This window comes from Kamptonema formosum PCC 10802 (assembly GCF_000332335.1).
In the GTDB taxonomy this organism is placed as follows: Bacteria; Cyanobacteriota; Cyanobacteriia; order Cyanobacteriales; family Oscillatoriaceae; genus Oscillatoria.
This window is the reverse complement of sequence record NZ_KB235948.1, coordinates 3,265,301-3,287,768: the sequence shown is the minus strand read 5'-3', so window position 1 is coordinate 3,287,768 and position 22,468 is coordinate 3,265,301. Positions and strand designations below refer to the sequence as shown.

At 55.2% G+C, this 22,468-nt stretch carries 16 protein-coding genes and 1 riboswitch; of the genes, 10 read left to right on the top strand and 6 right to left on the bottom strand.

Features of this window, described 5'->3' with window-relative positions; translation table 11 throughout:
* Positions 1–656: 656 nt before the first annotated feature.
* Positions 657–2,054, top strand: coding sequence for a serine/threonine-protein kinase (locus OSC10802_RS0114045; RefSeq protein WP_017717402.1), 1,398 nt, complete (start codon positions 657–659; stop codon positions 2,052–2,054).
* Positions 2,055–2,133: 79 nt separating this feature from the next.
* Here the strand turns inward: OSC10802_RS0114045 and OSC10802_RS0114040 are convergent, their stop codons facing one another.
* The 5 genes from OSC10802_RS0114040 to OSC10802_RS0114015 all read right to left on the bottom strand — a co-directional run bounded on the left by OSC10802_RS0114040 (position 2,134) and on the right by OSC10802_RS0114015 (position 9,731).
* Positions 2,134–3,699, bottom strand: coding sequence for a serine protease (locus OSC10802_RS0114040; RefSeq protein WP_017717401.1), 1,566 nt, complete (start codon positions 3,697–3,699; stop codon positions 2,134–2,136).
* 523 nt (positions 3,700–4,222) lie between these two features.
* A complete protein-coding gene (locus OSC10802_RS40125) occupies positions 4,223–5,131 on the bottom strand; it encodes an Rpn family recombination-promoting nuclease/putative transposase (protein WP_017717400.1) in 909 nt (302 codons plus the stop codon).
* 501 nt (positions 5,132–5,632) lie between these two features.
* Positions 5,633–6,505: a S1 family peptidase gene (locus OSC10802_RS0114030; RefSeq protein WP_017717399.1), complete on the bottom strand. Its 873-nt coding sequence runs from the start codon at positions 6,503–6,505 to the stop codon at positions 5,633–5,635.
* Positions 6,506–6,624: 119 nt separating this feature from the next.
* Positions 6,625–7,179, bottom strand: coding sequence for a COP23 domain-containing protein (locus OSC10802_RS0114025; RefSeq protein WP_017717398.1), 555 nt, complete (start codon positions 7,177–7,179; stop codon positions 6,625–6,627).
* An 881-nt stretch (positions 7,180–8,060) separates the two neighbouring features.
* Complete coding sequence (locus OSC10802_RS0114015; protein WP_017717396.1) at positions 8,061–9,731, bottom strand: serine/threonine-protein kinase; 1,671 nt, start codon at positions 9,729–9,731, stop codon at positions 8,061–8,063.
* 562 nt (positions 9,732–10,293) lie between these two features.
* Here OSC10802_RS0114015 and OSC10802_RS0114005 point away from each other — a divergent pair.
* From OSC10802_RS0114005 to cobW, 3 genes are all read left to right on the top strand, one after another.
* A complete protein-coding gene (locus OSC10802_RS0114005) occupies positions 10,294–11,253 on the top strand; it encodes an alpha/beta fold hydrolase (protein ID WP_017717394.1) in 960 nt (319 codons plus the stop codon).
* Between the two features lie 66 nt (positions 11,254–11,319).
* A riboswitch (cobalamin riboswitch) is annotated at positions 11,320–11,463 on the top strand.
* A gap of 286 nt (positions 11,464–11,749) precedes the next feature.
* Complete coding sequence (locus OSC10802_RS0114000) at positions 11,750–12,154, top strand: DUF1636 family protein (RefSeq protein ID WP_017717393.1); 405 nt, start codon at positions 11,750–11,752, stop codon at positions 12,152–12,154.
* Between the two features lie 186 nt (positions 12,155–12,340).
* Entirely contained in the window at positions 12,341–13,381 is a 1,041-nt protein-coding gene (gene cobW, locus OSC10802_RS0113995; protein WP_017717392.1) for a cobalamin biosynthesis protein CobW, read from the top strand.
* 143 nt (positions 13,382–13,524) lie between these two features.
* Here cobW and OSC10802_RS40120 read toward each other — a convergent pair whose 3' ends face one another.
* On the bottom strand, positions 13,525–13,779 hold the full coding sequence (locus OSC10802_RS40120) for a hypothetical protein (RefSeq protein WP_017717391.1): 255 nt from the start codon (positions 13,777–13,779) through the stop codon (positions 13,525–13,527).
* A 450-nt stretch (positions 13,780–14,229) separates the two neighbouring features.
* On the opposite strand from OSC10802_RS40120, the gene deoC reads away from it, so the two are divergent.
* The 6 genes from deoC to OSC10802_RS0113955 all read left to right on the top strand — a co-directional run bounded on the left by deoC (position 14,230) and on the right by OSC10802_RS0113955 (position 22,440).
* Complete coding sequence (gene deoC, locus OSC10802_RS0113980; protein WP_026098464.1) at positions 14,230–14,922, top strand: deoxyribose-phosphate aldolase; 693 nt, start codon at positions 14,230–14,232, stop codon at positions 14,920–14,922.
* Positions 14,923–15,100: 178 nt separating this feature from the next.
* Positions 15,101–16,036, top strand: a complete 936-nt coding sequence (gene recO, locus OSC10802_RS0113975) for a DNA repair protein RecO (protein WP_017717388.1) — start codon at positions 15,101–15,103, stop codon at positions 16,034–16,036.
* Positions 16,020–17,621 carry an MFS transporter gene (locus tag OSC10802_RS0113970; protein WP_017717387.1) on the top strand — a complete coding sequence of 534 codons (1,602 nt, stop codon included), beginning with the start codon at positions 16,020–16,022 and terminating at the stop codon, positions 17,619–17,621. The genes recO and OSC10802_RS0113970 overlap by 17 nt, the downstream gene beginning before the upstream one ends.
* Positions 17,622–17,778: 157 nt before the next feature.
* On the top strand, positions 17,779–18,999 hold the full coding sequence (locus OSC10802_RS0113965) for a glycosyltransferase family 4 protein (RefSeq protein ID WP_044170993.1): 1,221 nt from the start codon (positions 17,779–17,781) through the stop codon (positions 18,997–18,999).
* A gap of 62 nt (positions 19,000–19,061) precedes the next feature.
* Positions 19,062–21,158 carry a RecQ family ATP-dependent DNA helicase gene (locus tag OSC10802_RS0113960; RefSeq protein ID WP_017717385.1) on the top strand — a complete coding sequence of 699 codons (2,097 nt, stop codon included), beginning with the start codon at positions 19,062–19,064 and terminating at the stop codon, positions 21,156–21,158.
* A gap of 7 nt (positions 21,159–21,165) precedes the next feature.
* Complete coding sequence (locus tag OSC10802_RS0113955; protein WP_017717384.1) at positions 21,166–22,440, top strand: DNA-processing protein DprA; 1,275 nt, start codon at positions 21,166–21,168, stop codon at positions 22,438–22,440.
* The last annotated feature ends 28 nt before the right edge of the window (positions 22,441–22,468 follow it).

Here is a 22,468-nt window from a genome sequence, read left to right as displayed (position 1 = left end):
TGATATCTTGGTCGGAGTTCTGCGCACGACTTTCCGGTTCTAAAAGTGCCGGGAAGAACCTCAGGTCTTTGGGACAGGCGTTAGCGGAGCGGCGCATGCGCTAAGAGCGCACGGCGCAAGCGCCTACAGCGCGACGCCTGTCCTACGTCCTAACCTGAAAAGGTTTGTAGTTGGGCTTTAGCCCTACCGGCTCGCCCGCCGCCGGACAAGGGGTAGGGTGCGTTCCCTAAGAGGGAACGCACCCTACTACTGGCTCTGGCTAGTTGGCCAGGTTCCTGGCGATTGAAATCGCGGCTATACAGACGAAGCCCGCCTACCCTGCGGGAAGGGCTTCGCCCAACGCGGGCTAAGAGTGGAGCGAGACTCTCACAATCTGCGCGGTTTTTCCTCCTGCAAGCTTGAGCTGGGAACGAGGAAACTTGGGGGTGGGGTCTTACCCTACATCAATTCGCCAACAGTCTCTTGGAAATCGCGGCTATACAGACGAAGCCCGCCTACCCTTCGGGAAGGGCTTCGCCCAACGCGGGCTAAGAGAAGAGCCAAGTTCCTGGCGATTGGAAAGAGACTGTTAGGCACCCCGACCGCCGGCAGCCGGCAGGCAGAGGCTTTCATCTGTGGCAAAATCAATATCAGTGAGGGTAGGAGGCGGAAAGCAGATGCTGGGAAAAACTATCGGCGGGCGATACTACATTGTCAAACATTTGGGAGGAGGGGGGTTTGGCCAGACCTATCTGGCAGAAGACCGGCAGATGCCGGCACGCCCCCTGTGCGTCGTGAAGCAACTCAAACCCCAGTCTGCCGATCCGTTTGTTTTGCAAACCGCGAGCCGGTTATTCAATCAGGAAGCGGCAGTCCTGTACAAGTTGGGAAGTCACGACCAAATCCCGCGACTTCTGGCTCACCTTGAGGAAAATCAGGAATTCTATTTGGTTCAAGAATTCGTCGAAGGGCACGATCTGAGCCAAGAAATCTGTCCGGGGAAGCGGTTGAGTGAGGACGAGGTGATTGCTCTTTTGCGGGATGTCCTGCAAGTGCTGGTGTTTGTCCAGCAGCACCATGTCATCCACCGCGATCTCAAGCCGGCAAATTTAATCAGACGCGCTTCTGACGGGAAAATATTCTTGATTGATTTTGGGGCGGTTAAGGAAGTTAGCACTACGGTGGTTAATTCTCAGCAGCCGGTGAAACCGACGGTTAATATTGGCACACCCGGCTACAAACCGGGCGAACAAGCCGCTGGACAGCCCAAACTTTGCAGCGATATCTATGCGGTGGGGATGATTGCCATCCAAGCACTGACCGGCACGCCCCCGAACCAATTGCCCACAGATGCTAATGGTGAAGTCGTCTGGCGCGACAGGGTGCCGGTGAGCGAACCCCTGGCGAAGGTCTTAGACAAAATGGTGCGCTACCACTTCCGAGATCGCTGTCAGTCCGCTGCTGATGCTTTGCGAGAACTCTTCCCCCCACCGGCACCCACACCGGCACGAACACCCGGACTCCCACCACTGTGGAAAGGTGCGATTGCGGTGGGCGTTGCAGCTGTTTTGGCGGCGATGGCGGTCTTGCCGAGAATTATAACACAAAAAGAGGAATTTGTCAGCTATCAAGATGCCAACTCTGGGATAAAAATCAGCTATCCTAAAAGTTGGGCAAGACAGGACACCTCAGACGTTGTGACTGGGGATGTGGTTATGTTCCTGTCGCCAAAAGAGGGGGAGGGGGATGGGTTCCAAGAGTATCTCAGCATCGCGGTTGAAAATCTCTCATCCCGACCGAGGTCACTGAAGGAATATACGGAGGAGTCTGTGCGGACAATCCGGACGCATTCGGATGCGAGTGTTCGCCAAGCGAGTGATGCGACGCTAGGGCACCGGCGGGCGAGTGAAGTGGTTTTTGCGGGGAAAGAGGAGGGGCGAGAGGTGCAGCGGCTGCAAGTCTGGACGGTGAAGGAGAATAAGGCTTATGTGATTACTTATACGGCTGAGAGAGGGAAGTATTCTAAGTTTTTGCAGACGGCACGAGAGATGATAGAATCGTTTGAGATTGAGTGATGCCGGTGGGTTTAATACCAATTTTGTCCTGCGTGCGTATGCGGTTGCAATTACAGCCCAGTCTCTCAATGGGGTTTAGCTACTGCTGCAATTCCCTGATTAGGTCGAGTGCCTTTTGGTAATTATCTCTCCTTCCTTGTTGCCGGTAGAGGTCTGCGGCTTTCTGGAAATCCGCAATTGCCCTTTGCTTGTCGCCCAGTTGCCGGTGGGTAAGACCCCGGTTGTAGTAGGCTTCGGCCAAGTTGGGATTGAGGCGAATCGCTTCGTTGTAATCGGATATCGCTCCCTGATAGTCTCCTAGTTCGTCACGGGCATAACCCCGGTTGTTGTAGGCATAGGCCAAGTTGGGATTGAGGCGAATCACTTCGCTGTAATCGGATATCGCTCCCTGATAGTCTCTCTGGTAAGTGCGGGCATTACCCCGGTTGTTGTAGGCTTCTGCCAAGTTGGGATTGAGGCGAATCGCTTCGTTGAAATCGGATATCGCTGCCTGATAATCTCTCTGGTAAGCGCGGGCAATACCCCGGTTGTAGTAGGCTTCAGCATAGTTTGGATTGAGGCGAATCGCTTTGTTGTAATCGGATATCGCTCCCTGATTGTCTCCCAGGTTGCGGCGGGCAATACCCCGGTTGTTGTAGGCAACGGCATCGTTGGGATTGAGGCGAATCGCTTGGTTGTAATCGGATATCGCTCCCTGATTGTCTCCCAGGTTGCGGCGGGCATAACCCCGGTAGAAATAAACAAGGGCATTATTGGGATTGAATCGCAGCACCCGGTCAAAGTCCGCAATCGCAGCTCGGTAATCGTCTAGCCAATAGTAAGCCTCACCGCGCCGGTAGTAAGCCTCAAAATTGTTGGCATCGCTCTCCAGAGCTTTATTGTACTCAGCAATCGCTCCCCGGTAGTCTCCTGCCTTTGCTAATAGCTGCCCCCGACTGACAAAATCCTCTGGAGGCGCAATCCCCCTGGGCGTCACCAAATTATTTCTCGCCGCCAAAAAGATTTCCAGAGGAATCCCCAAACCAAAAGCTTTTCCCGTGTTCGGTTCCGAGGTTAAACGCCCGTTTATCCCCACCAGTCGAGCGTTGCTGTCCAGCACCGGCCCACCGGAAGTCCCCGGAGTAGCGGGATTGTCGTGCACTATAGCATAGCCTTTTTCTGACTTTTGCAACCGGCTGGTAATTCTAGCTTCCAAAAACAGATAGCTGGGTTCAGGAATCCCCGGAAATGGGTCAGCCCAACCGACCACATAAACCTTATTCCCCTCTGTCATTTCCTCAGAATTGCCCAGTTGGGCTGTTGGGTAGCGCTGGTTGCTGGTGAACTGCAACACCGCCAAATCCACATCCGGCAGATATTTCACCTGGCGGTAGGGAACGGGATATTTCTGGCCATCGGGCGCAGTGATTTGGTACTGTCCCTCGGTGTCCACAACGTGCCAGTTTGTCAGCACGGAGTAAGTGGTGCCGGTGCGCTCAAAAATCACGCCAGATCCGGATTCTGGGCCATCGATGCGCACAGTAATTTCTTTGGCTCTCGCTGATATCTCGGACGGCTCTAATGCCTGAGCCATTTGTGGCTGCACCAGGGCAATTGTCGCCGCCGCACCTATGAGCGCAGCCGGCAGTCCACGGGGAAAGTTCATCGGTTCGACCTTCTACCAGATTTGTTGCATTATCTCACATCTTCCCTGGGAGTGCAAGGGGGGTATTCGATTTTTTCTGGAATTGCCGTTTGTAGTTGGGCTTTAGCCCAAAGGTTTGTAGTTGGGCTTTAGCCCAAAGGTTCGTAGTTGGGCTTCAGCCCAAAAGTTCGTAGTTGGGCTTTAGCCCAAAGGTTCGTAGTTGGGCTTTAGCCCAAAGGTTCGTAGTTGGTTAGACCTCTGGCTAGTTTGCTAGGTTCCTGGCGATTGGAAATCGCGGCTATACAGACGAAGCCCGCCTACGCGGGCTAAAGAGTAGAGGGAGATTCTCAAAATGTGCGGTTTTTTTTTCGAGGAAAGACGAGGAAAGGGGGGAACAAGAGTTCCCAGAAAACTCCCCTCCCCGTTAACGGGGAGGGGTTGGGGGTGGGGTAAAACCTCCTATCAATTCGCCAACAGCATCATGCCAATAGGCGACGCCCAATTGAGAGAATGCCGGTGGGTACGCTCGCGCACCCACCCTACCTTATCCTACTTCTCCTGATTGCGCGAGGAGTTGCTGAAATTCCTCCACCGAGGCAACCGCTATTGCCTGTCGGAGAAGCTGTTTCAGCCGCGCCACATCGGAGATTGAATTGACGGCTTCAACGATTGCCGGTGGGGCAACTTGAAACCGCGCCTGCAAGATTTCAATCACCGAATCGCGAGCATTTCGCACGATTCCTTCCTCACGCCCCTCTTCTTTTGCCATTAGTTCCATCCGGCTGATTAAAGGCATCTGGCTTTCCTCCTGATAACGCTTCAGCTCTTGTCGCAATTCCCGCTGCAACTCCACCGGCAGCGCCATCATCCAGTCAATAAACTGGAACAGTGGCACCACCTGCTCTCTATTATACCCCCGCTCAAACAGCCGGCGAATCAAACTCCACTTCCACTGTTTTCGCTCTTGGGGCTTGCCGGTTTTGGCCTTCGTCTTCAGGTGCGCCATCACCATCACCGCGAAGGGATTGGTGCTTTGCTCCAAAACCTCCCACTGCGCTTCATAGTCCACAAGTTTCACAATCGGAAACTCCAGACTCAACCGAAACCCGTCATAAGCGTACCCAAACGAAGAAGGACGCCAACTCGCCCGCTCATCTCCCAACACCGCCAAGCTGATCACCGGCTTGCGATATCGGTCAAAGCAGCGGTAATTGTATACATACATCCGCTCCGCAAAACCTGACTCTTCTTGACTCTGCACCTCCACATGAATCAGCACCCAAGCTTCCTCACCGTCTTGCAGCCACACTCGGAACAATTTATCCGCTATGCGCTTTCCCAACTCCGCATCCCGCAGCACCTGTTGCAGTTCCTTGTCCAACGACTCGTACCCGCGACTCCAGTCAATCAAAGCATGGAGCTCGGTAAAAGCAAACTCCAAGAACTGCGGCAAATACTGCTCGATCCCTTCTTTCCAAGGGCTGTCATAGTCTGTCTGTACTTCAGCCGTGTTTAAGTCTTCACCGGCTCTTTATTCTGTCATATCTGCTCCTCACAGATTCTCTCTTGTCCATCTCAACATGTCCTGCTTTCTGCCGCTCACCTCCCCCGATATTAAATCGGCAAATCTGCTATAATTATATCAAAAACCAGCTCAATAATCGACAAGACATCTCACTTGCTAGTAGGGAAAGGGACAGGCGCGACGCCTGTCCGACGTCCTAACCTATAGCGTTTCTCAGTTGGATGAACTACGGCGCAGAAACCCGGTTTCGTAGGGGCGGGCCCCCGTGCCATTAGTGTCAACTTAAGCTGTGTCCCGTAGTCTCTGGGCGGTTGAAACCGCAGCTATACAGACAAAACCCGCCTGCGCGGGTTTTAAAAGTCCCGCTCTTCTCTTAAGTCCGCGTAGGCGGACTTCGTTTGTATAGCCGCGATTTCAATCGCCTGGAGCTTAAGTTGACACCGATGGCCACCCACGGAGACCGCCCTCTTCCGGGTTTCTCAGTCCCTCACTAATATGAGAAAGGCTATATGCCGGTGAGAGGGAAAGCCGCACAAACGTCTGAATTGGAATGCTCCAACTGTAGCGAACCATCTGCTGCTTGAGACTAGGAGCCGGCTGGGAGCCATCTTTAAACACATACGGATCGCCCCAAAGGGGATAGGCGTGCATGCCATTAACCGCCACAACCTCACCGGCACGATTCAGCACCGGCCCCCCACTCATCCCTTTTTCGATATCACTAGTATAGCCTATCTGATACCCCTCCTGCAAAGGTTTCTCCAGCACAATCGAAACCTCACCCGTTCTAAAAGTAAACCCTTTTAACCCTCCCTCTTTTAAAGGCGGGCTTGTCCCATCAGAAAAGGCAAACCCGCCGGCAAACACCTCATCCCCAGGTGCCGGTGTTTTCCCCGCTTTCCCCACCACACAGTCAGCGCAGTCACCGCGAAATTCCAAAACAGCCAAATCATTCTCCTCTAGCGCCGAGGAGCGCAACTTTTCTACCGCCGGGTGTGTCTTCCCGTCAGCAGTCTGAATTTGATACGGGGCTTTTCCCGCCCGCACTACATGTTCATTTGTCAGGACTGTATAAACATCCCCTTGCTTGCCAATCAGAATCCCCGAACCCAAATCCTCTTTTGATAGCACCTTAACTGTCATAGACTGAGCCCGCTGATGCAGCTGAGTCACCGAGAGTTGAGCCGGGGGCTGTTTGAAAAAAACAAGGACAGCCGGTGCCTGTGCCAGCAGCGGGATGGACACGCCGCCAATACAGGCAACCAGTATCATCAATCGCCAATTTATGCCGGGTTTTGCCATAATTTTTTGCCTTATACGGAGTCTCGCTCTATTATAAACCTTAAGGGTAGGCAGAATCAAGAAACCCGGTTTCTCCAAGAAACCGGGTTTCTTTTCGCCAGAGAGAGCTCACGCTCGCCTCACTCAACCGGCTCTATGTTCCCTGACTCAACCGGCGCAATTTCCAGCAATTCCTCAATATTAACATAGCTTTCGCCATTCACATAGGTCGCCAGTTGACTTCCGCTGAGCTCAAGGGTTCTGCCGGAAGCGAGAGCGCGGATATCCAGCAGCGTTTGCAACGCCTCGTGCCGGTCGCTTCCCGCCGGCAGAGTCAGCAACACATTATTATTAGTGCAATAATCCCCAGAAGAACGAACCGCGCACAAAACCGATTGATTGTTGACAGTGCCGGTTCCGATAGTCTTCAGCGTGCCGTTGTCGTAAAAGCGCTGGAATCTCGCAGAAACCTCCAGGCACCGGCGCTTAGGGGGCCATTCCGGCGTAGTATAGGAAACCCACCGAATCATCGAGATATTTCCCCTTGGCGTGCGCACGAACGTTGTGGGAGTGCTGTTGAGCACAGCGCAGAAGTATTTATTGGTTTGCGCCATGCTAGGCTGATTCATGGCAGCAGTCGCGCCGAGGGCGAGGGCAAACCCTGTCAGAAGTTGGGCAAAGAATTGGGCTTTCATGGTGATGCCATCATTTTTATATGCTAAACTGGTTAGAGATAATAATTGCTTCCGGCAGTTGTGAAATCTCTCGGGGGTTCAGAAACCGGGTTTCTGAAAGACAGCCGGTTTCTAAGAAGGTAAAACCCCCCGACTGGGGCACATCCGCCCCCACCGGCAACGCACAGATATCTGCCGGCTATTAAAGGAGGAAACCCTAGCTACGTCTCGCGTCTAGGGCACTTGTGGGACAGGTTTCCCCAGCCGGCACAAGGCGAAGCCCCTACCCCAATCCCCCAGATATATTTGCCACAACGGGATACTCCCCCTGTCCTCAAACCGGCTATTGTCAGAAACCTGTCAATAGTATAGGGCATTGCACATGGGCCATTGCGATGGGGCAAGCACCTGCGCGAGAAATCAGCTTTTGTGTGATGCCCAATACCCAATGCCCCATGCCCAAGAACTCGAACGATGGACCTCTGAGCTCGGATGATGGACCTCTGAGCTCGGATGATGGACCTCTGAACTCGGATGATCGACCTCTGAGCTCGAATGATCGACCTCTGAGCTCGAATGATCGACCTCTGAGCTCGAACGATGGACCTCTGAGCTCGAACGATGGAGTCAGTTTAGGACAAGGCATCTCACTTGGCAGTAAGTATAGGGACAGGCGAGACGCCTGTCCTACGTCCTCACCTAAGGTACAGGGATAGGTGAGACGCCTGTCCTACGTCCTAACCTAAGTGGCTAGTGCTATAGCAGTATGCACTTAGGTTAGGACATTAGATCTAGAGGGCAGGCGAGACGCCTGCCCTACGCCTTTTTCCCTAAGTCATAAAGTTTCTGATGTCCTAACCAATATGACTGCTGCTATAAAATTCCCCAAGGCGGAACGCACCCTATTTATACAGGGACAGCTCAATGCCGGTTTCAGCCAGTCGATCAGCGGCGATCGCATACCAAACTTGCTGCCATGTTTCTGCGTGGAGAGTCCGCCCCCGCAGTTCTGGAAACAGCTTGTAGAACCGAGCGTCAACTTGCCGGCTGAAAGTGGATTTCTTGACTTTTCCGCTCGCTATTTCAAAGTCTTGTAGGGTATAGCTCCCCAACTGGCTGCGAGCTTTTTCACTCAGATTGGCTCGCTCTAGCTTAGCCAGCAGGCTATCAGCAATCTCGCGCCACTTGCGCCGCCAATATTCATCTTTGGATGAATTTGTCAAGAGACGCCCGCGAAGCACTGGGTTCTGCTCATAGAACAGTTCATTGACGGCGCGATTAAAAAACTGTTCCGGAATTTTCAAAGCTTGCCGGCGATCCACAATCTTTCTCAGGCTCGCCTCCTCTGGGAGACTCAGGGAGGCAGCAGGTGCCTCAGGGGTATTTGCGGGAAAATTGGAAACGACCCGAGCGCTAATGGCAGCCAAGAACACTAGGCAGGTGGCAATGGCTGCCACTGGGCGCACGGGATGCCAAAAAGCAGGGATGGCAAAGAAAGAAATGCGGGTTGGGGGCGGGTTGGGGTTGCTTTTGGCAGCAGGGATGTTTGCCGGCACTGTAAGAATGGCAGCCGGTGGGGGCGCAACCGCCACGGTCCTAAGCTGCGACAGGTTGCTCGGGAGAGCCGGCGGCACAGCTTGCAGCGCTCGCACCACCTCACCGGCATCCTGGTAGCGATCGCTGGGGCTGTGCGCCAGCATTTTATTGAGCACCCCTTCCAGCATCGGGCTCAGACGCACTTCCGACCGCCAGCGCCAAACGGCCCTAACACTGTCGTACAATTCTTGGGGCTCCTTGCCGGTGAGCAAAACGACAGCCGTCACCGCCAAAGCGTACAGATCGCTGGAGGGGTAAGCGCGCCCCAGACGTATCTGCTCCTCAGGCGCATACCCAGGCTTTCCCAGCTGGGTGGAGAGGGCAATCAGCTGGGCGAACTGAGACACGGCAGATGTCGCCACTTCCTTGACGCCGCCAAAGTCTATCAGCACCGGCAGCCGGTCAGAACTTCGCAAAATCAAGTTCTCCGGGGAGATATCCCGGTGAATCACCCCTTGCGAGTGGATGTAGCCCAACACCGGCAGCAGGTCCAGCAGCAGCTTCAGCATCTCCGCCTCCCCAAACCGCACACCGGCATCGAGCACCTCGCGGCAACTTTGCCCCCCCACAAAGTCCTGCACCAAAAACAGGCGCTCAGATCCGCTCATCTCGCACCGGCACAGCTCTCGGAAGCGGGGAATCTGCGGGTGCTGTAGCTTGTAGAGGACAGACGCTTCCCGGTCAAAAAGTTCTTGGGCTTTTCGCAACGCGGTGGGGTGTTGCACTTGCGGCGCGAATTCCTTTAAAACGCACAGTTCCCCAAACCGGTTCGTATCTTCCGCCAGATAGGTGCGCCCAAAGCCGCCCTGCCCGATTTGGCGCACCAGGCGGTAGCGAGACTCCAGAATGATCGGGGAACCGGACGGAGCCGCAGGGGGGGCGCAAGAAAATTCCGCTTGCAGCTTCTCCCCACACTGGCTGCAAAAGCGATGGCCGGTTGGATTGTTATGTCCTTTACTGCAAGTGCGGGGCACCATCTTTTTGACTTTCCTGCCAAGCTTTAATAGATATAGTAACTGTACGGAGATGGTTTAAACAAGTCGGGATTTTCCGTGTAAACTCGGTTTCACGCCCACTGCTGCCAATCTTAGAATCGGCGCGGTGCGTCACCTGCTGCTCGCACGGGTTAGAGGCTATCTGGAAAAGGGATGTTAATTGTAAGACAGTACCTGCCATAATGCAAGTGCCAGGGCGATCGATTGTGGGGTATTAGCCCCCTTCCAGCGAGAGCGACAATGTGATTTACTGTGTCGGTGCAGCTGCTGACTGTCAGCCGGTGAGATGGCATTAATTATTTGAGGGGAAGAGGAGCGGATTGGAGAGCGGCAGGCGCGGATACTAATCTGTGCTTTACTCTCTGTCTGTGCGGCCCAACCCCTGCGCGGTGCTGGGAGATGGGGGGTGAAAACAAACTGCGGGGTGGGAAGCGCTTGGAGTGCGAGCGCGATGCAGGAACACGCTCGCAGGAACACGCTCAGGTACAGCCCGCTTTTGTTGAAACCGCTGTTATTGTGTAAAGAAATTGGAACGCTTCTCAATATGACCTCGACCGTTGAAACGACTTCTGCAAAATCCAGCCCCGCCCCACTCGGCATGGGCGGTACGGTTCAAGAATATCTGTGGACTTGGAAAAAGCGCCAGGTGAAGGTGGTTTACGAAACCCTCGGAGAGGGGACGCCGATATTGATGCTTCCAGCCTTCAGCACCGTTTCCACGCGCTCCGAAATGCGGGGGCTGGCAGAGCGCTTGGCACCTGAGTTTAAAGTTGTGGCCGTGGACTGGCCCGGGTTTGGCAGCTCAGAGCGCCCCGCTTTCAGCTACCAGCCGGCACTGTACCGCCGCTTTTTAGCCGATTTCGTCACAGACCACTTTACTGAACCGGTCGTCGTCATGGGAGCCGGTCACGCCGCCGGCTACATCATGCAGCTGGCGGCGCAAAAGCCGCCGGTGTGGTCGTGGGCGGTCCTGATCTCCCCAACCTGGCGCGGTCCGCTACCCACCGCAATGGGCGAACAGCGGTGGCTCTACCGAATCCTCAAACAGATCGTGTGCTTGCCGGTGGTGGGCCAGATCCTCTACTTCCTCAATACCCTGCCCCCCTTCCTCCGCTTGATGTACCGCCGCCACGTTTACGGCAACCCCAATAACATAACCCGCAGCCTGATCAAAGAAAAACGGGCCACCACTGCCAAAAGAGGGGCGCGATTTGCTTCCGCAGCTTTCGTCACCGGCTCGTTGGACCCCGTGCTGACTCGCGGCGAGTTCCTGGAACTGTTCCAGCCCCTGCCGGTGCCCGTGCTGGTGGCCATCGGACAGCAAACCCCTCGCAAATCCCGCATGGAAATGGAAATGCTGGCCAGTTTCACCGCCGTGCAGAAGTGCTGGCTGCCCGGTTCTTTGGCGCTCCATGAAGAATCCGCAGATGCCCTGGCCGATATTATCCTGCCCTTTCTCAGAAAATTTCTCTCGCGCCACAATTATTCGAGCGCCGGTGAGTAGCTGAACATCCGCGCCTCCTGTGATTTTTTTTCAATTCGGCTTGCCGCAAAGCCGAGTTAGAAGTTAAAATTGTGAGGCTCAGTCGGTTCTGGTGGGGAGCAGCCACCAGACGCAAGGGGGAAAGTCCGGTGCGAGTCCGGCGCTGTCCCGCAGCTGTAATGAGACGGCCCGTCTCTGAGTCAGAATGCCCGCCGACTTTTAGGTTCCTTTCCCACCTATCTGCGAGGTACAGATTCTATTGAGAATTCCCCCAATCAGCTGTAGGCTGCGTCACGCTCTCAGCCTCACCCACCGCAATATCCTGCCGGCAAAAACAGGATGCTCTCCCGTTTCATCAGCCTCCTGTTAGACGGAACTCACACAAAAGAGCTGCAACTTTCCGTGGCGGACACTCGCTCTGCCCTCTCATCCCCTCACGCCAATCCAACATTTATTTAGCCAACTCTTAGCAATTCGCTATTAGCAATGAACCCTAATAGCGCGAGGATACCCCTTGATGAACCCACAGCACACCTTATTTGTTTGCACCACCTGCGCCTCGGTTTGGCGGGACGGAAAGCGGCAAGGCACAAGCGGCGGTGAGCAACTGCTCGACCGGCTCTCCCACCTCGCCCAAACCTGGCACTTGCGAGATGATTTTCCCATTCAGCCGGTCGAGTGCATGAGCGCCTGCAGCCACTCCTGCACTGTCTCCTTTGCCGCTCCCGGCAAATACACCTATCTGTTTGGCGACTTGCCCGCCACTGCCGAAACCTTACCCGAAATCTCGACTGCCGTCCTCCAGTGCGCCGGTCAGTATTTCGCCAAACCGGACGGGCTTCTCCCGTGGTCAGAACGCCCAGAACCCCTGAAAAAAGGTATCCTAGCCAAAATCCCCCCATCCCAACCCACAAATAGCTGATTCCCCAAATCCCCTAGGGCTCTAAATCCCAGCTATATTATAGCGGTTCTATTCGAGTTGTGAAAAGGCAGAAACCCGGTTTCTCAAAGAAACCGGGTTTCTGGCTCCTTACAGATATCACAAATCATTTAGAATCGCCATATACAGACAAACCCTACCTGACCGGTTCATTAATTCTTTTCTCCCATGAGTGCAAAAATTCCCGTTACCGTAATCACCGGCTTTCTCGGAGCCGGCAAAACCACCCTGATCCGCCACCTCCTGCAAAACAATCAAGGCCGAAAAATCGCCGTTCTCGTCAACGAATTCGGCGAAGTCGGCATCGATGGCGATCTGCTGCGCTCCTGCCAAGTCTGCGACGGAGAAGGAGACACCGGCAGCAACATCGTCGAACTCACCAATGGCTGCCTGTGCTGCACCGTTCAGGAAGAATTTCTCCCCACCATGCAGCAGCTTCTCAAGCGGCGAGAGCAGATTGATTGCATGCTCATCGAAACCTCCGGACTCGCACTGCCAAAACCCTTAGTGCAAGCCTTCCGCTGGCCAGAAATTCGCACCGGCGCAACCGTCGATGGCGTCGTCACTGTGGTAGACTGTGAGGCAGTAGCCGCCGGCACCTTTGCCAGCAACCCCGACGCCCTGCAAGCCCAGCGACAAGCCGACCCCAGTTTAGAGCACGAAACCCCCATTGAGGAACTGTTTGAAGACCAGCTCGCCTGTGCCGATTTGGTGCTGCTGACGAAGGCGGATTTGGTGGGCTCCCCCACCCGAAACCAAGTGAGGGAGTGGCTGCAGCAGCAGCTGCGAGCCGGTGTTAAAATTGTCCCCTGTGAGAATGGCGAAATCAGTCCCGAGGTCCTGCTGGGATTCAACGCAGCAGTCGAGGACAACTTAGACAGCCGGCCCAGCCATCACGACACTGAGGAAGAACACGAGCATGACGACGAAATTAACTCCGTTCACTTCGCCCTCAAACAAGCGTTTCAGCCGCAAGCGCTGATTGAGCAGCTGCAGGATCTGATCGGTAAGCAGGAGATTTACCGGATTAAAGGTTTTGTGGACGTTCCCAACAAGCCGATGCGCATGGTTTTGCAAGGAGTGGGCGGGCGTTTCGACTATTTCTACGACCGGCTGTGGCAGCCCTCTGAACCCCGCGAGACTCGCTTGGTGTTTATTGGGCGCGCCCTCGACCAATCTCAAATTCAGGCTGTCTTTTCTGCTGTTTAAATTTCTCTAAGCGCGGTTTTAAGTGAGAAACCCGGTTTCTTTAAGAAACCGGGTTTCTTATGCAAAGTTCATACAGCTGAAAACCTCAATATTAGGGGGTGCCGGTTCCCCCAAGCGGAGCGCACCTTACTGTTCGGGGAATTTTACCCGCCATACGGCACTTTTTTGGTGTGCGGCTGCGCGGACTTTTTGGCTTTCGAGCGTTTCTCGATGTAAGAGAGAGGGACAGTGACCGGCCAAAGAACAGTAGCGATTACCAAAATCACTTTGGACAGCTGCTTCTCCTCTGCTGACATCTTAGTATCTCGCTTGTACAGTTCAAACCAGCCCTTGAAAAAATAGCCAGCGAACAGCAAGTAAACCGCACCTGTAAAAGCCATAAAAATTTGCGCCCTCATTATTTTTTCCAAATCGAGGCGGAGCGCGCATCTGCAAGAAAGGTTTGAAAGAATCGCACGAACGTCAAGGGCGCAGAGGGAGAGCACGAAGAGACTGTCCCACGCAGCCTGCAATCTTTCCCCGACCGCACACCACCCTGACTTAATTGTTGCGAAAAAAACCTTTTCTCTCTTCTGTAGAATTGCGGAATGAACTGCTTCCCTTTTGTGCGCCGCACAGGGCTTTTACGGAAACTGCCCGACCGAGCTTTTCGCCGCAGTGCCACCGGGCCCCAAGGCCGACCGGCTGCCGGTGGCAGCGCGCACCGGGGAATCGCGGAGCGCGGGCTGTGCGGACCGGGCCAGACTCACGGTTTGTAAGTATTATACCTTAAACAGGTTGGGCGGATTGCTTTAAAATTGTTTAACTTTATGATAAAACTTAACAATAGATACCAGGGAGAAACAGCAATGGCTTCACCCGTTGCCGGGCCAGAAATTGACATCGCGCCCTTTATCGATCACGCCTTGCTCAACCCAGCAGCCACTGCCGCGATGGTGGAGAAGTGGTGCGAAGAGGCTGACCGGTTTCATTTCGCGGCGGTTTGCGTGTATCCCGCTTATGTGCGTGTGGCGGCGAATTTGCTCCACGGCAAGAAGCCCAAAGTCTGTACGGTGATAGGCTTTCCCACCGGCGCGACCACAGCAGGGACAAAACTGTACGAAGCGCAAGAGGCGGTAGAAAATGGGGCCGCAGAACTGGATGTGGCTCTCAATTTGGGCTTCCTAAAGGCCGGCAAAACCAGGGAAGCCCACCGGGAAATAGCGGAAATTTGCCAGGAAACCGGCAAACCGGTGAAGGCCATCTTAGAAATGGCCCTGCTCACGGAGCCCGAGAAGCGCCTCGCCGCAGAGATTTGCGCCGATGCCGGTGTCGCCTTCCTGAAAACCAGCACCGGCTGGCACGGCGGAGCCACAGTAGAAGACGTGCGCCTGCTCAAAGAAATCACCAAAGGGCAAATTGGCATCAAAGCATCCGGGGGAATCCGCACCCACGAGCAAGCCCTAGAGCTCATTATCGCGGGCGCGACGCGGCTGGGCACCTCTCGCAGTGTGGGTTTGCTCCGCCAGCGCGAGAGCGCCGGTGCCGCTGCTGAAAGGTAGCATCGCCCTCGGGTGCCGGCGGAGTAAAAATGCGGAGTGGCTGGCAGGTGCGGTTTTTTCTCTCTCCCGCTCCCCCCCCTCACCTCTTGCCCCGTGAGAAGATTTTTACTGGAGTGGGATGGTGCCGGCAAGAGCCCTCAGGCCATAACGTTCTGACCAAAGGCCATTTAACAATACAATGAGTCGAACCTACAAAGCCACTGGAATTAACCTCAAAGGAGTGCCGATGGGCGAGTCAGACCGGCTGCTGACGGTGCTGACGCGGGAGTGTGGCTTAATTCGGGCGGTGGCTCCCGGCGCGCGCAAGCAAAACTCCAGCTTGAGCGGGCGCAGTGGCTTGTTTGTTGTCAACGAGCTGCTGGTTGCCAAAGGGCGCTCCCTCGACAAAATCACCCAAGCGGTGACGGTAAAAACCTACCCCGGTTTGAGCCGCTCTCTAGAAAAACTGGCAGCGGGACAGTATTTAGCGGAACTGGTGCTCTGTCAAGCGATGAGCGACCAGCCGCAAGAGGAGCTATTTTCCCTGCTGTGCGAGCATTTGAGCCGCCTGGAGCGCCCCGAGCTGCAGGCGGCTGGCCAAAAGACCCTGCCGGTCGTCGCCCTGCTAGCCCACGGCGTGTTTCACATGCTAGCCCTGGCGGGAATTGCCCCGCAAGTTCAAACCTGCTGCCTGTCGAAGCGCCGGCTCACCCCAGATTTCAGCCATCCCAACTGGCGCGCCGGGTTCAGCCTCTCCTTGGGCGGAACCGTGAGCGTCTCGGAAATCGCGCCCCCCGGAGCGCCGGCACCCCGGCACCCCGAGCCGGCAAAAACCCAGCCCAGCAGCCACCGGGTTTCGGTCAGCTCCGGAACGCCAGTCAAGCTGGACGCCCAGCTTAAGGCGCTGGAGCTGGCCCTGCTGCAGCAGCTGGCTGAGTCCCAGCTTTCTTGGCCAGATGCCGCCACAGCGCCACACCCAGCCGGCACCGCAGAGACGGCATGGGTTTCCGTTGAGCGCATTTTGCGTCAATATGCTCAGTATCACTTCGACCGGTCGATACGCTCTGCTGCCCTAATGGATAACTATTTTGCATCCCTCGCCGAGTTCCCCGCCAGCTATGATGCGACTGTCTGATTCTGAGCTCAAAACAGCTGGCTCACCCCAGCAGCACAACCGCAAGCCTGCCCCTCAGGCCAGCCATTCGGGCAATGTGTCTCCCACGGCGAGACAGTCAGGGAATTTTTGTGCCAGCGGCACACAAATCCCCGATCGCCAGACGGCTTCGGGTCCGCCTGTCACCCGCAACACTCCAAAATCCGAGACAGCACTGCCAAAAAGTGCTGAGCCGGCAGCGAGCGAGCGGGAAGCCGAGCCGCCGGCAAGCAACGGAGCTAACTCTGGGCTATTCCCGGAGTCTCCCTCACCCCTCCCCCCTCCCCCCCCAGAACCGCCGGCACCGGAAAAGGGTTTCGTGCCGGTGCTGAAAAACCGCAACTTCTTGGCGCTGTGGGGGGGGCAGGTGTTTTCCCAGCTGGCGGACAAGGTTTATCTGGTGCTGATGATTGCCCTGATCGCCAGTCGATTTCACAGCGGCGAGCAAACCATCAGCAGCTGGGTGTCGGCCATTATGATAGCCTTCACCATTCCCGCCGTGCTGCTGGGCTCCCTTGCCGGCGCGTTCGCCGACCGGTGGCCAAAAAAAGCCGTGCTGGTGGTGACAAACCTGCTGCGAGGCGGGCTGGTTTTGGCCCTGCCGGCGCTGCTCTGGCTCTCCTCCGGGAAAGAGCTGGCGGGATTGCCCCTGGGCTTCTGCCTGATGCTGGCAGTTACGTTCCTGGTTTCGACGCTGACCCAGTTTTTCGCACCGGCAGAACAGGCGGCAATTCCGCTGATTGTGGAGCGGCCTCACCTGCTGTCAGCCAACGCCCTCTACACCACAACCATGATGGGGTCGCTGATCGTTGGCTTCGCCGTCGGGGAGCCGCTCCTGGCTCTGGCAGACCGCCTGATTGGCTTTGCTGACACCGGCAAGGAACTGGTGGTGGGCGGGAGCTACGTCCTGGCGGGACTGCTGCTGCTGCTGCTGAGAACGGGTGAGAAAATTAACCCCGCTGAGAGAGAATCCCCCCACGTCCTGGAAGATATCCGCGACGGGCTGCGCTACCTGAAACAGCAGCCTCACATCCGCGCCGCTATGATTCAGCTGGTGATTCTGTTCTCCATTTTTGCCGCTCTGGCAGTTCTGGCGGTGCGCTTGGCGGAGTTAATGCCCGGGATGAAAGCCTCCCAGTTCGGCTTTTTGCTCGCTGCTGGGGGCGCGGGTCTGGGCTTGGGGGCAGCTGTTATCGGTCATCTTGACTTGCGGCTGTCTCACTTCCAGCTGAGTATGGCGGGCTCTGCCGGCATGGCAGCGTCTCTCGCCGGCATGTCCGTGTTTTCCCAGCAGCTGTGGCCAGAACTGCTGCTGATCGCCCTGCTGGGCGCTTTCGCCGCAGTCGCCGGCGTGCCGGTGCAAACGGCGATTCAGGCAGAAACGCCTGAAGAAATGCGGGGGAAGGTGTTCGGACTGCAGAACAATGCGACAAATATCGCCCTGAGTTTGCCTCTGGCTCTAGCCGGTGTGGCGGAAGCTTTCTTCGGTTTGAAGGTGGTATTTCTGGGCTTGGCGGGACTGGCGGTCGCCGGTGGGTTCCTAACCTGGTATATTTCCCGTAATTAGGCATCGTTTCAATCCCGTTGCCGGGATTCAGCTGGCCAAAAATATTCTTCTCCTGCCTCCGGCTGAACTCATTATCGCATTGTTTTGGGCTCCTTCGCACAATAAGAATGCTCCCGCCCACTTTACTGCTATTAACCCCCTAGCCCCTCCCACCGCAATGCACATCGCTTGGCTTGGAAAAAAATCACCGTTTTGTGGCAATGTTACATACTCGCGCGAAATCACTAACGCGCTGCTAGATCGGGGACATCAGGTCAGCTTTTTCCACTTCGAGCAAGAAGCCGCTGACCCGGATAGCTTTTTCCCTTCCTGGCTTGCCGGTCAGGGGCAACCCCGCAAACCGCCGCAAGCTGTGGAAACTAGCGGCTGGACTCTGGCTTGCGAAGTTCCTTTGCCCTGCCTTTATAAATCAACAATTTACACAGTTCCCACCCTCAGGTCGAGCAAGGTGCTGGCAGAGTCGCTGGCACGCCTGAAACCGGATTTGGTGCACGCTTCTCTCACCCTGTCTCCTCTGGACTTTTTGCTGCCGGAAATCTGCGATGAGCTGGATTTGCCTCTGGTGGCAACTTTCCACCCGGCGTTCGAGCGCAAGCCCCGCACTCTGACCTCCAGCACCCAGCAGCTGACTTACCAGCTGTACGCTCCTTTTCTGGCGAACTATGACCGGACAATTGTGTTTTCCCAAATGCAGCGGGAGTTACTGGTGAAGCTGGGGGTGCCGGAATCTCAGGTGGCGGTGATTCCGAATGGGGTGGATGCCCTGAAATACTCTCCGGGTCCTTCGTCGCTGAAGGAACAACTGGGGCGGGAGCGGATTTTTGTCTATCAGGGGCGGATTGCGCTGGAAAAAAATGTTGAGGCGCTGCTCAAGGCTTGGAAAAAGTCTGATATGGGCCCTGACTGCCAGCTGGTGATTGTGGGAAATGGCCCCCTAGCGGCGTCTCTGATGCCGTTTTATGGGGAGGAACACGGGATTACTTGGCTGGGTTTTATTGGTGACGAGCACCGGCGCATTGAAATCCTCCGGGGGGCGGATGTTTTTATTCTGCCTTCGCTGATGGAGGGGCTGTCGCTGTCTCTGCTGGAGGGGATGGCTTGCGGTCTGGCTCCTCTGGCAACCGATGCCGGTGCGGATGGGGAAGTGCTCGAAGGCGGTGCCGGTGTGGTTCTCAGAACTGAGGGGGTGACGGGGCAGCTGCGCAATTTGCTGCCGGTGTTTCGCGACCAGCCTGAGTTCTGCGCGCTGCTGGGGCAAAAGGCTCGCCAGCGCGTGCTGGAACGCTACACGCTCAGCGGAAATGTCACTCAGCTGGAAAAGCTTTATGAGGAGGTTATGCGCCTCCACCGGCGCTCTTGGCTGAAGTGGCGGGTTTAGCTGCGCCGGGAGCGTTTTCCTGTAAACTGGAAGTGCTGGGGTGCTGAGCGAGGTAAGGCAATTTGACAACCGCACTCAAACAGAAGGCGCTGTCTCTCCTGCGACAAGCGCTGAATAACCCAACTGCTGAATTTCGCGCCGGTCAGTGGGAAGCGATTGACGTTTTGCTCTCTGAGCAAGAGCGTCTCCTTGTGGTTCAGCGCACTGGCTGGGGTAAAAGTTTTGTCTATTTTTTAGCGACTCGCCTGCTGCGGGATTTTGGTGCCGGCACGACTCTGCTGATTTCACCCCTGCTCGCTCTGATGCGCAACCAAATTGCAGCGGCTCAGCGAATTGGGGTGCGAGCCGCTACTATTAATTCTAGCAATCTAGAAGAATGGGAGCCGGTGCGGAGGCAGTTGCTGGCTGGCGAGGTAGATATCCTGCTGATTTCTCCGGAAAGACTGGCAAATGAGGAATTTCGGGAACGGGTTTTGCTCCCTCTAGCCGGAAGAATCGGGCTATTTGTGGTCGATGAAGCTCACTGCATCTCTGACTGGGGGCACGATTTTCGACCAGACTACCGGCGCATTGTCCGCATTTTACAAGCGCTCCCCCAGAATATTCCCGTCTTAGCTACAACCGCTACCGCCAATAACCGCGTCGTCAGCGACATTATCTCCCAGCTGGGGTCAAACCTGAGCGTTTCCAGAGGGGCTTTGGCGCGAGAAAGCCTGCGCCTGCAAAATATTCACTTGCCGAGTCCAGCAGCTCGCTTAGCTTGGCTAGCTCAATATTTACCTGCTATATCCGGAAGTGGGATTATTTACACTCTCACGGTTCGAGATGCGGAAAGAGTCGCCAGATGGTTGCAGTCTCAGGGAATTGATGCGGAAGCTTATCACAGTGAAAAAGATGGAGAGTTTCGGTTAGAATTAGAAGAGAGACTGCTGAACAATCAGGTTAAGGCGCTGGTGGCTACTACCGCCCTGGGGATGGGTTTTGACAAACCAGATTTGGGTTTTGTCATTCACTACCAGCGTCCGGGTTCTGCTGTTCACTACTACCAGCAGGTGGGGCGAGCCGGCAGAGCAGTTGAGCGAGCTTACGGGATTCTATTGAGCGGGGAGGAGGATGATGAGATCGCCAATTATTTTATCAAAACGGCGTTCCCGCCGCAAGCGCACACGCAGCAGGTTTTAAGCGCTTTGAACCAAGCTGAGGACGGGCTTTCTGTGCCGGTGCTGGAGCAGCAGTTGAATCTTTCTAGAGGGCAAATCGAAAAAGTTTTGAAGTTGCTGTCGCTGGAGTCTCCAGCACCCGTCACCAAACAGGGGTCGAAGTGGTATGCGACTCCTGTATCTTACCAGCCTGACACCGAGAGAATCGAGCGGCTGACTCAAATCCGCCGCCAAGAACAAGAGCGCATGGTAGAATACATGCAGAGTCAGGAGTGCCTGATGCTGTTCCTGGCGCGAGAGTTAGATGACCCCAATCCAACGGCTTGCGGCAAATGCGCTGTTTGCCTGGGCAAACCTCTGCTTCCGGAAGCATATTCGATGGAATTTGTCAACCGGGCAGTTCGATTTCTGCGCCGCAGCGACCAGGGACTTGAACCGCGCAAGCAGTGGCCGGCAAATGCTTTTTCAGTATATAGTTGGAAGGGGAATATTGCTAGTAACTTGCGGTGGGAAGAAGGACGGGCGATGTCTTTGTGGGGGGATGCCGGTTGGGGAGAGCTAGTGAGGCTGGGCAAATATGGGGAAAGCTGCTTTGATGATAGGCTAGTTCAGGGTGCCTTCGAGATGATTCAGCGATGGAAGCCCAACCCGCTGCCAACGTGGGTGACTTGCGTTCCCTCTTTGAACCAGCCAGAACTTGTGCCGAATTTTGCCCAACGATTAGCTCAAATATTAGGTCTTCACTTTGTGCCAGCGGTGCGGAAGATCCGCGAGACTCAGCCGCAAAAAACCATGAGCAACAGCTACCAGCAAGCTCACAATTTAGATGGGGCCTTTGCAGTTAACCCTTGGCCAGGAATCAGCGGGCCAGTTTTTTTGGTGGATGATATGGTGGACTCTCGCTGGACTTTTACCGTAATCGCTGCCCTCCTCCGACAGGCTGGCAGCGGTGAGGTTTTCCCACTGGCACTAGCACTCAATTCGTTAGGCGGGGAGTAGAAAAGAGATGTTAAATCACGTTCTGATGCCTGATACCCAGGCGATTCTGCTGTTATGTGCCAGTTTTGGTCAGTCCAGGCAAACCGAACCAGAACCTTTAAGGCTGCGCGAGTATAACGATTTAGCCGGCTGGCTAAAGGAAAATCAGATGCGACCGGCGGATTTGCTGACAAGTGCCGGCAAACAGCGATTGCAGGAAATGACCGGCGTAAAGTTAAACCCTCAGCGGCTTGCAGCATTGCTGGAACGGGGGGGAATGCTAGCGCTTGCGGTTGAAAAGTGGACGAATAAAGGACTGTGGGTATTGGGACGCAGCGACGCCTCATATCCTAAGCGTCTCAAGCAGAAACTCAAGCATTCAGCCCCGGCAATTCTTTACGGTGCCGGCAACCCAGAATTGCTTTCTGGGGGAGGGCTGGCGGTGGTGGGATCTCGCGATGTGGAGGGGGAAGAAATCAGCTATACCCAAAAAGTAGCGCAAAGCTGTGGGGAACAGGGAATTCAGGTCATTTCCGGGTGCGCCCGTGGAGTGGATGAAGCCGCGATACTGGGGGTAATGGATGCCGGTGGAAAGGCTGTGGGGGTGCTTGCTGACAGCTTAACTAAGGTATCTGTTTCTGGAAAATATCGTTCGGCGATCCGGGAAGGCAGGCTGGTTCTAATTTCTCCTTACGATCCCGATGCCGGTTTCAATACCGGCAATGCAATGGGACGCAACAAGTATATTTATGGTTTAGCGGATGCGGCGCTAGTGGTTAGTTCCTCGTTTGGTAAGGGGGGCACTTGGGCGGGTGCTTTGGAAGCGCTGGAACATATAAAGGAGGTTCCAGTTTTTGTCCGCAATTCCGCAACTGTTCCTGAAGGCAACCGCCAGCTGATCGGGAAAGGAGCGAAGCCTTTTCCTGAAAATTTCGGGAACGATTTAATGCAGCATCTTCGGCATACAGCAACTGCTGAACCGCCGGCACATGATGCGGAAGTGCCGGCAATTAATGTTAGCGAAACTGGGGGAGCTGAATCTCCGAGGGAGGAAACAGCGCCGCGTCAGGGAAGTCAGTCTTCCCCAAAAGACATCTATGAAGCTGTTTTGCCATTTATTCTGGAAAAGTTGCAGCAACCCAAGGATGCCAAGTCTCTGGCAGAATGTCTGGATGTGCGACTGGCGCAGATGCAGGATTGGTTGAAGAAAGCTGTGGCTGAGGGGAGGGTGGTGAAAACCAAAAATGGCTATGCTGTCAGTGGAGGGGAGGTGCAGCTGTCTCTGCTGGATATAGCTGAGTAATAGATGGCAGGTGGGAAGTGTTCTGGTG

What these genes read in the sequence shown, in the direction of transcription:
- OSC10802_RS0114040 (WP_017717401.1), bottom strand. Translation starts at nt 3,699, where the DNA reads ATGAACTTTCCCCGTGGACTGCCGGCTGCGCTCATAGGTGCGGCGGCG.
- OSC10802_RS0114000 (WP_017717393.1), top strand. Translation starts at nt 11,750, where the DNA reads ATGAACCCACAGCACACCTTATTTGTTTGCACCACCTGCGCCTCGGTT.
- OSC10802_RS0113965 (WP_044170993.1), top strand. Translation starts at nt 17,779, where the DNA reads ATGCACATCGCTTGGCTTGGAAAAAAATCACCGTTTTGTGGCAATGTT.
- OSC10802_RS0113970 (WP_017717387.1), top strand. Translation starts at nt 16,020, where the DNA reads ATGATGCGACTGTCTGATTCTGAGCTCAAAACAGCTGGCTCACCCCAG.
- OSC10802_RS0114005 (WP_017717394.1), top strand. Translation starts at nt 10,294, where the DNA reads ATGACCTCGACCGTTGAAACGACTTCTGCAAAATCCAGCCCCGCCCCA.
- OSC10802_RS40120 (WP_017717391.1), bottom strand. Translation starts at nt 13,779, where the DNA reads ATGAGGGCGCAAATTTTTATGGCTTTTACAGGTGCGGTTTACTTGCTG.
- OSC10802_RS0114025 (WP_017717398.1), bottom strand. Translation starts at nt 7,179, where the DNA reads ATGAAAGCCCAATTCTTTGCCCAACTTCTGACAGGGTTTGCCCTCGCC.
- OSC10802_RS0114015 (WP_017717396.1), bottom strand. Translation starts at nt 9,731, where the DNA reads ATGGTGCCCCGCACTTGCAGTAAAGGACATAACAATCCAACCGGCCAT.
- recO (WP_017717388.1), top strand. Translation starts at nt 15,101, where the DNA reads ATGAGTCGAACCTACAAAGCCACTGGAATTAACCTCAAAGGAGTGCCG.
- OSC10802_RS0114045 (WP_017717402.1), top strand. Translation starts at nt 657, where the DNA reads ATGCTGGGAAAAACTATCGGCGGGCGATACTACATTGTCAAACATTTG.
- deoC (WP_026098464.1), top strand. Translation starts at nt 14,230, where the DNA reads ATGGCTTCACCCGTTGCCGGGCCAGAAATTGACATCGCGCCCTTTATC.
- cobW (WP_017717392.1), top strand. Translation starts at nt 12,341, where the DNA reads ATGAGTGCAAAAATTCCCGTTACCGTAATCACCGGCTTTCTCGGAGCC.
- OSC10802_RS0113955 (WP_017717384.1), top strand. Translation starts at nt 21,166, where the DNA reads ATGTTAAATCACGTTCTGATGCCTGATACCCAGGCGATTCTGCTGTTA.
- OSC10802_RS0114030 (WP_017717399.1), bottom strand. Translation starts at nt 6,505, where the DNA reads ATGGCAAAACCCGGCATAAATTGGCGATTGATGATACTGGTTGCCTGT.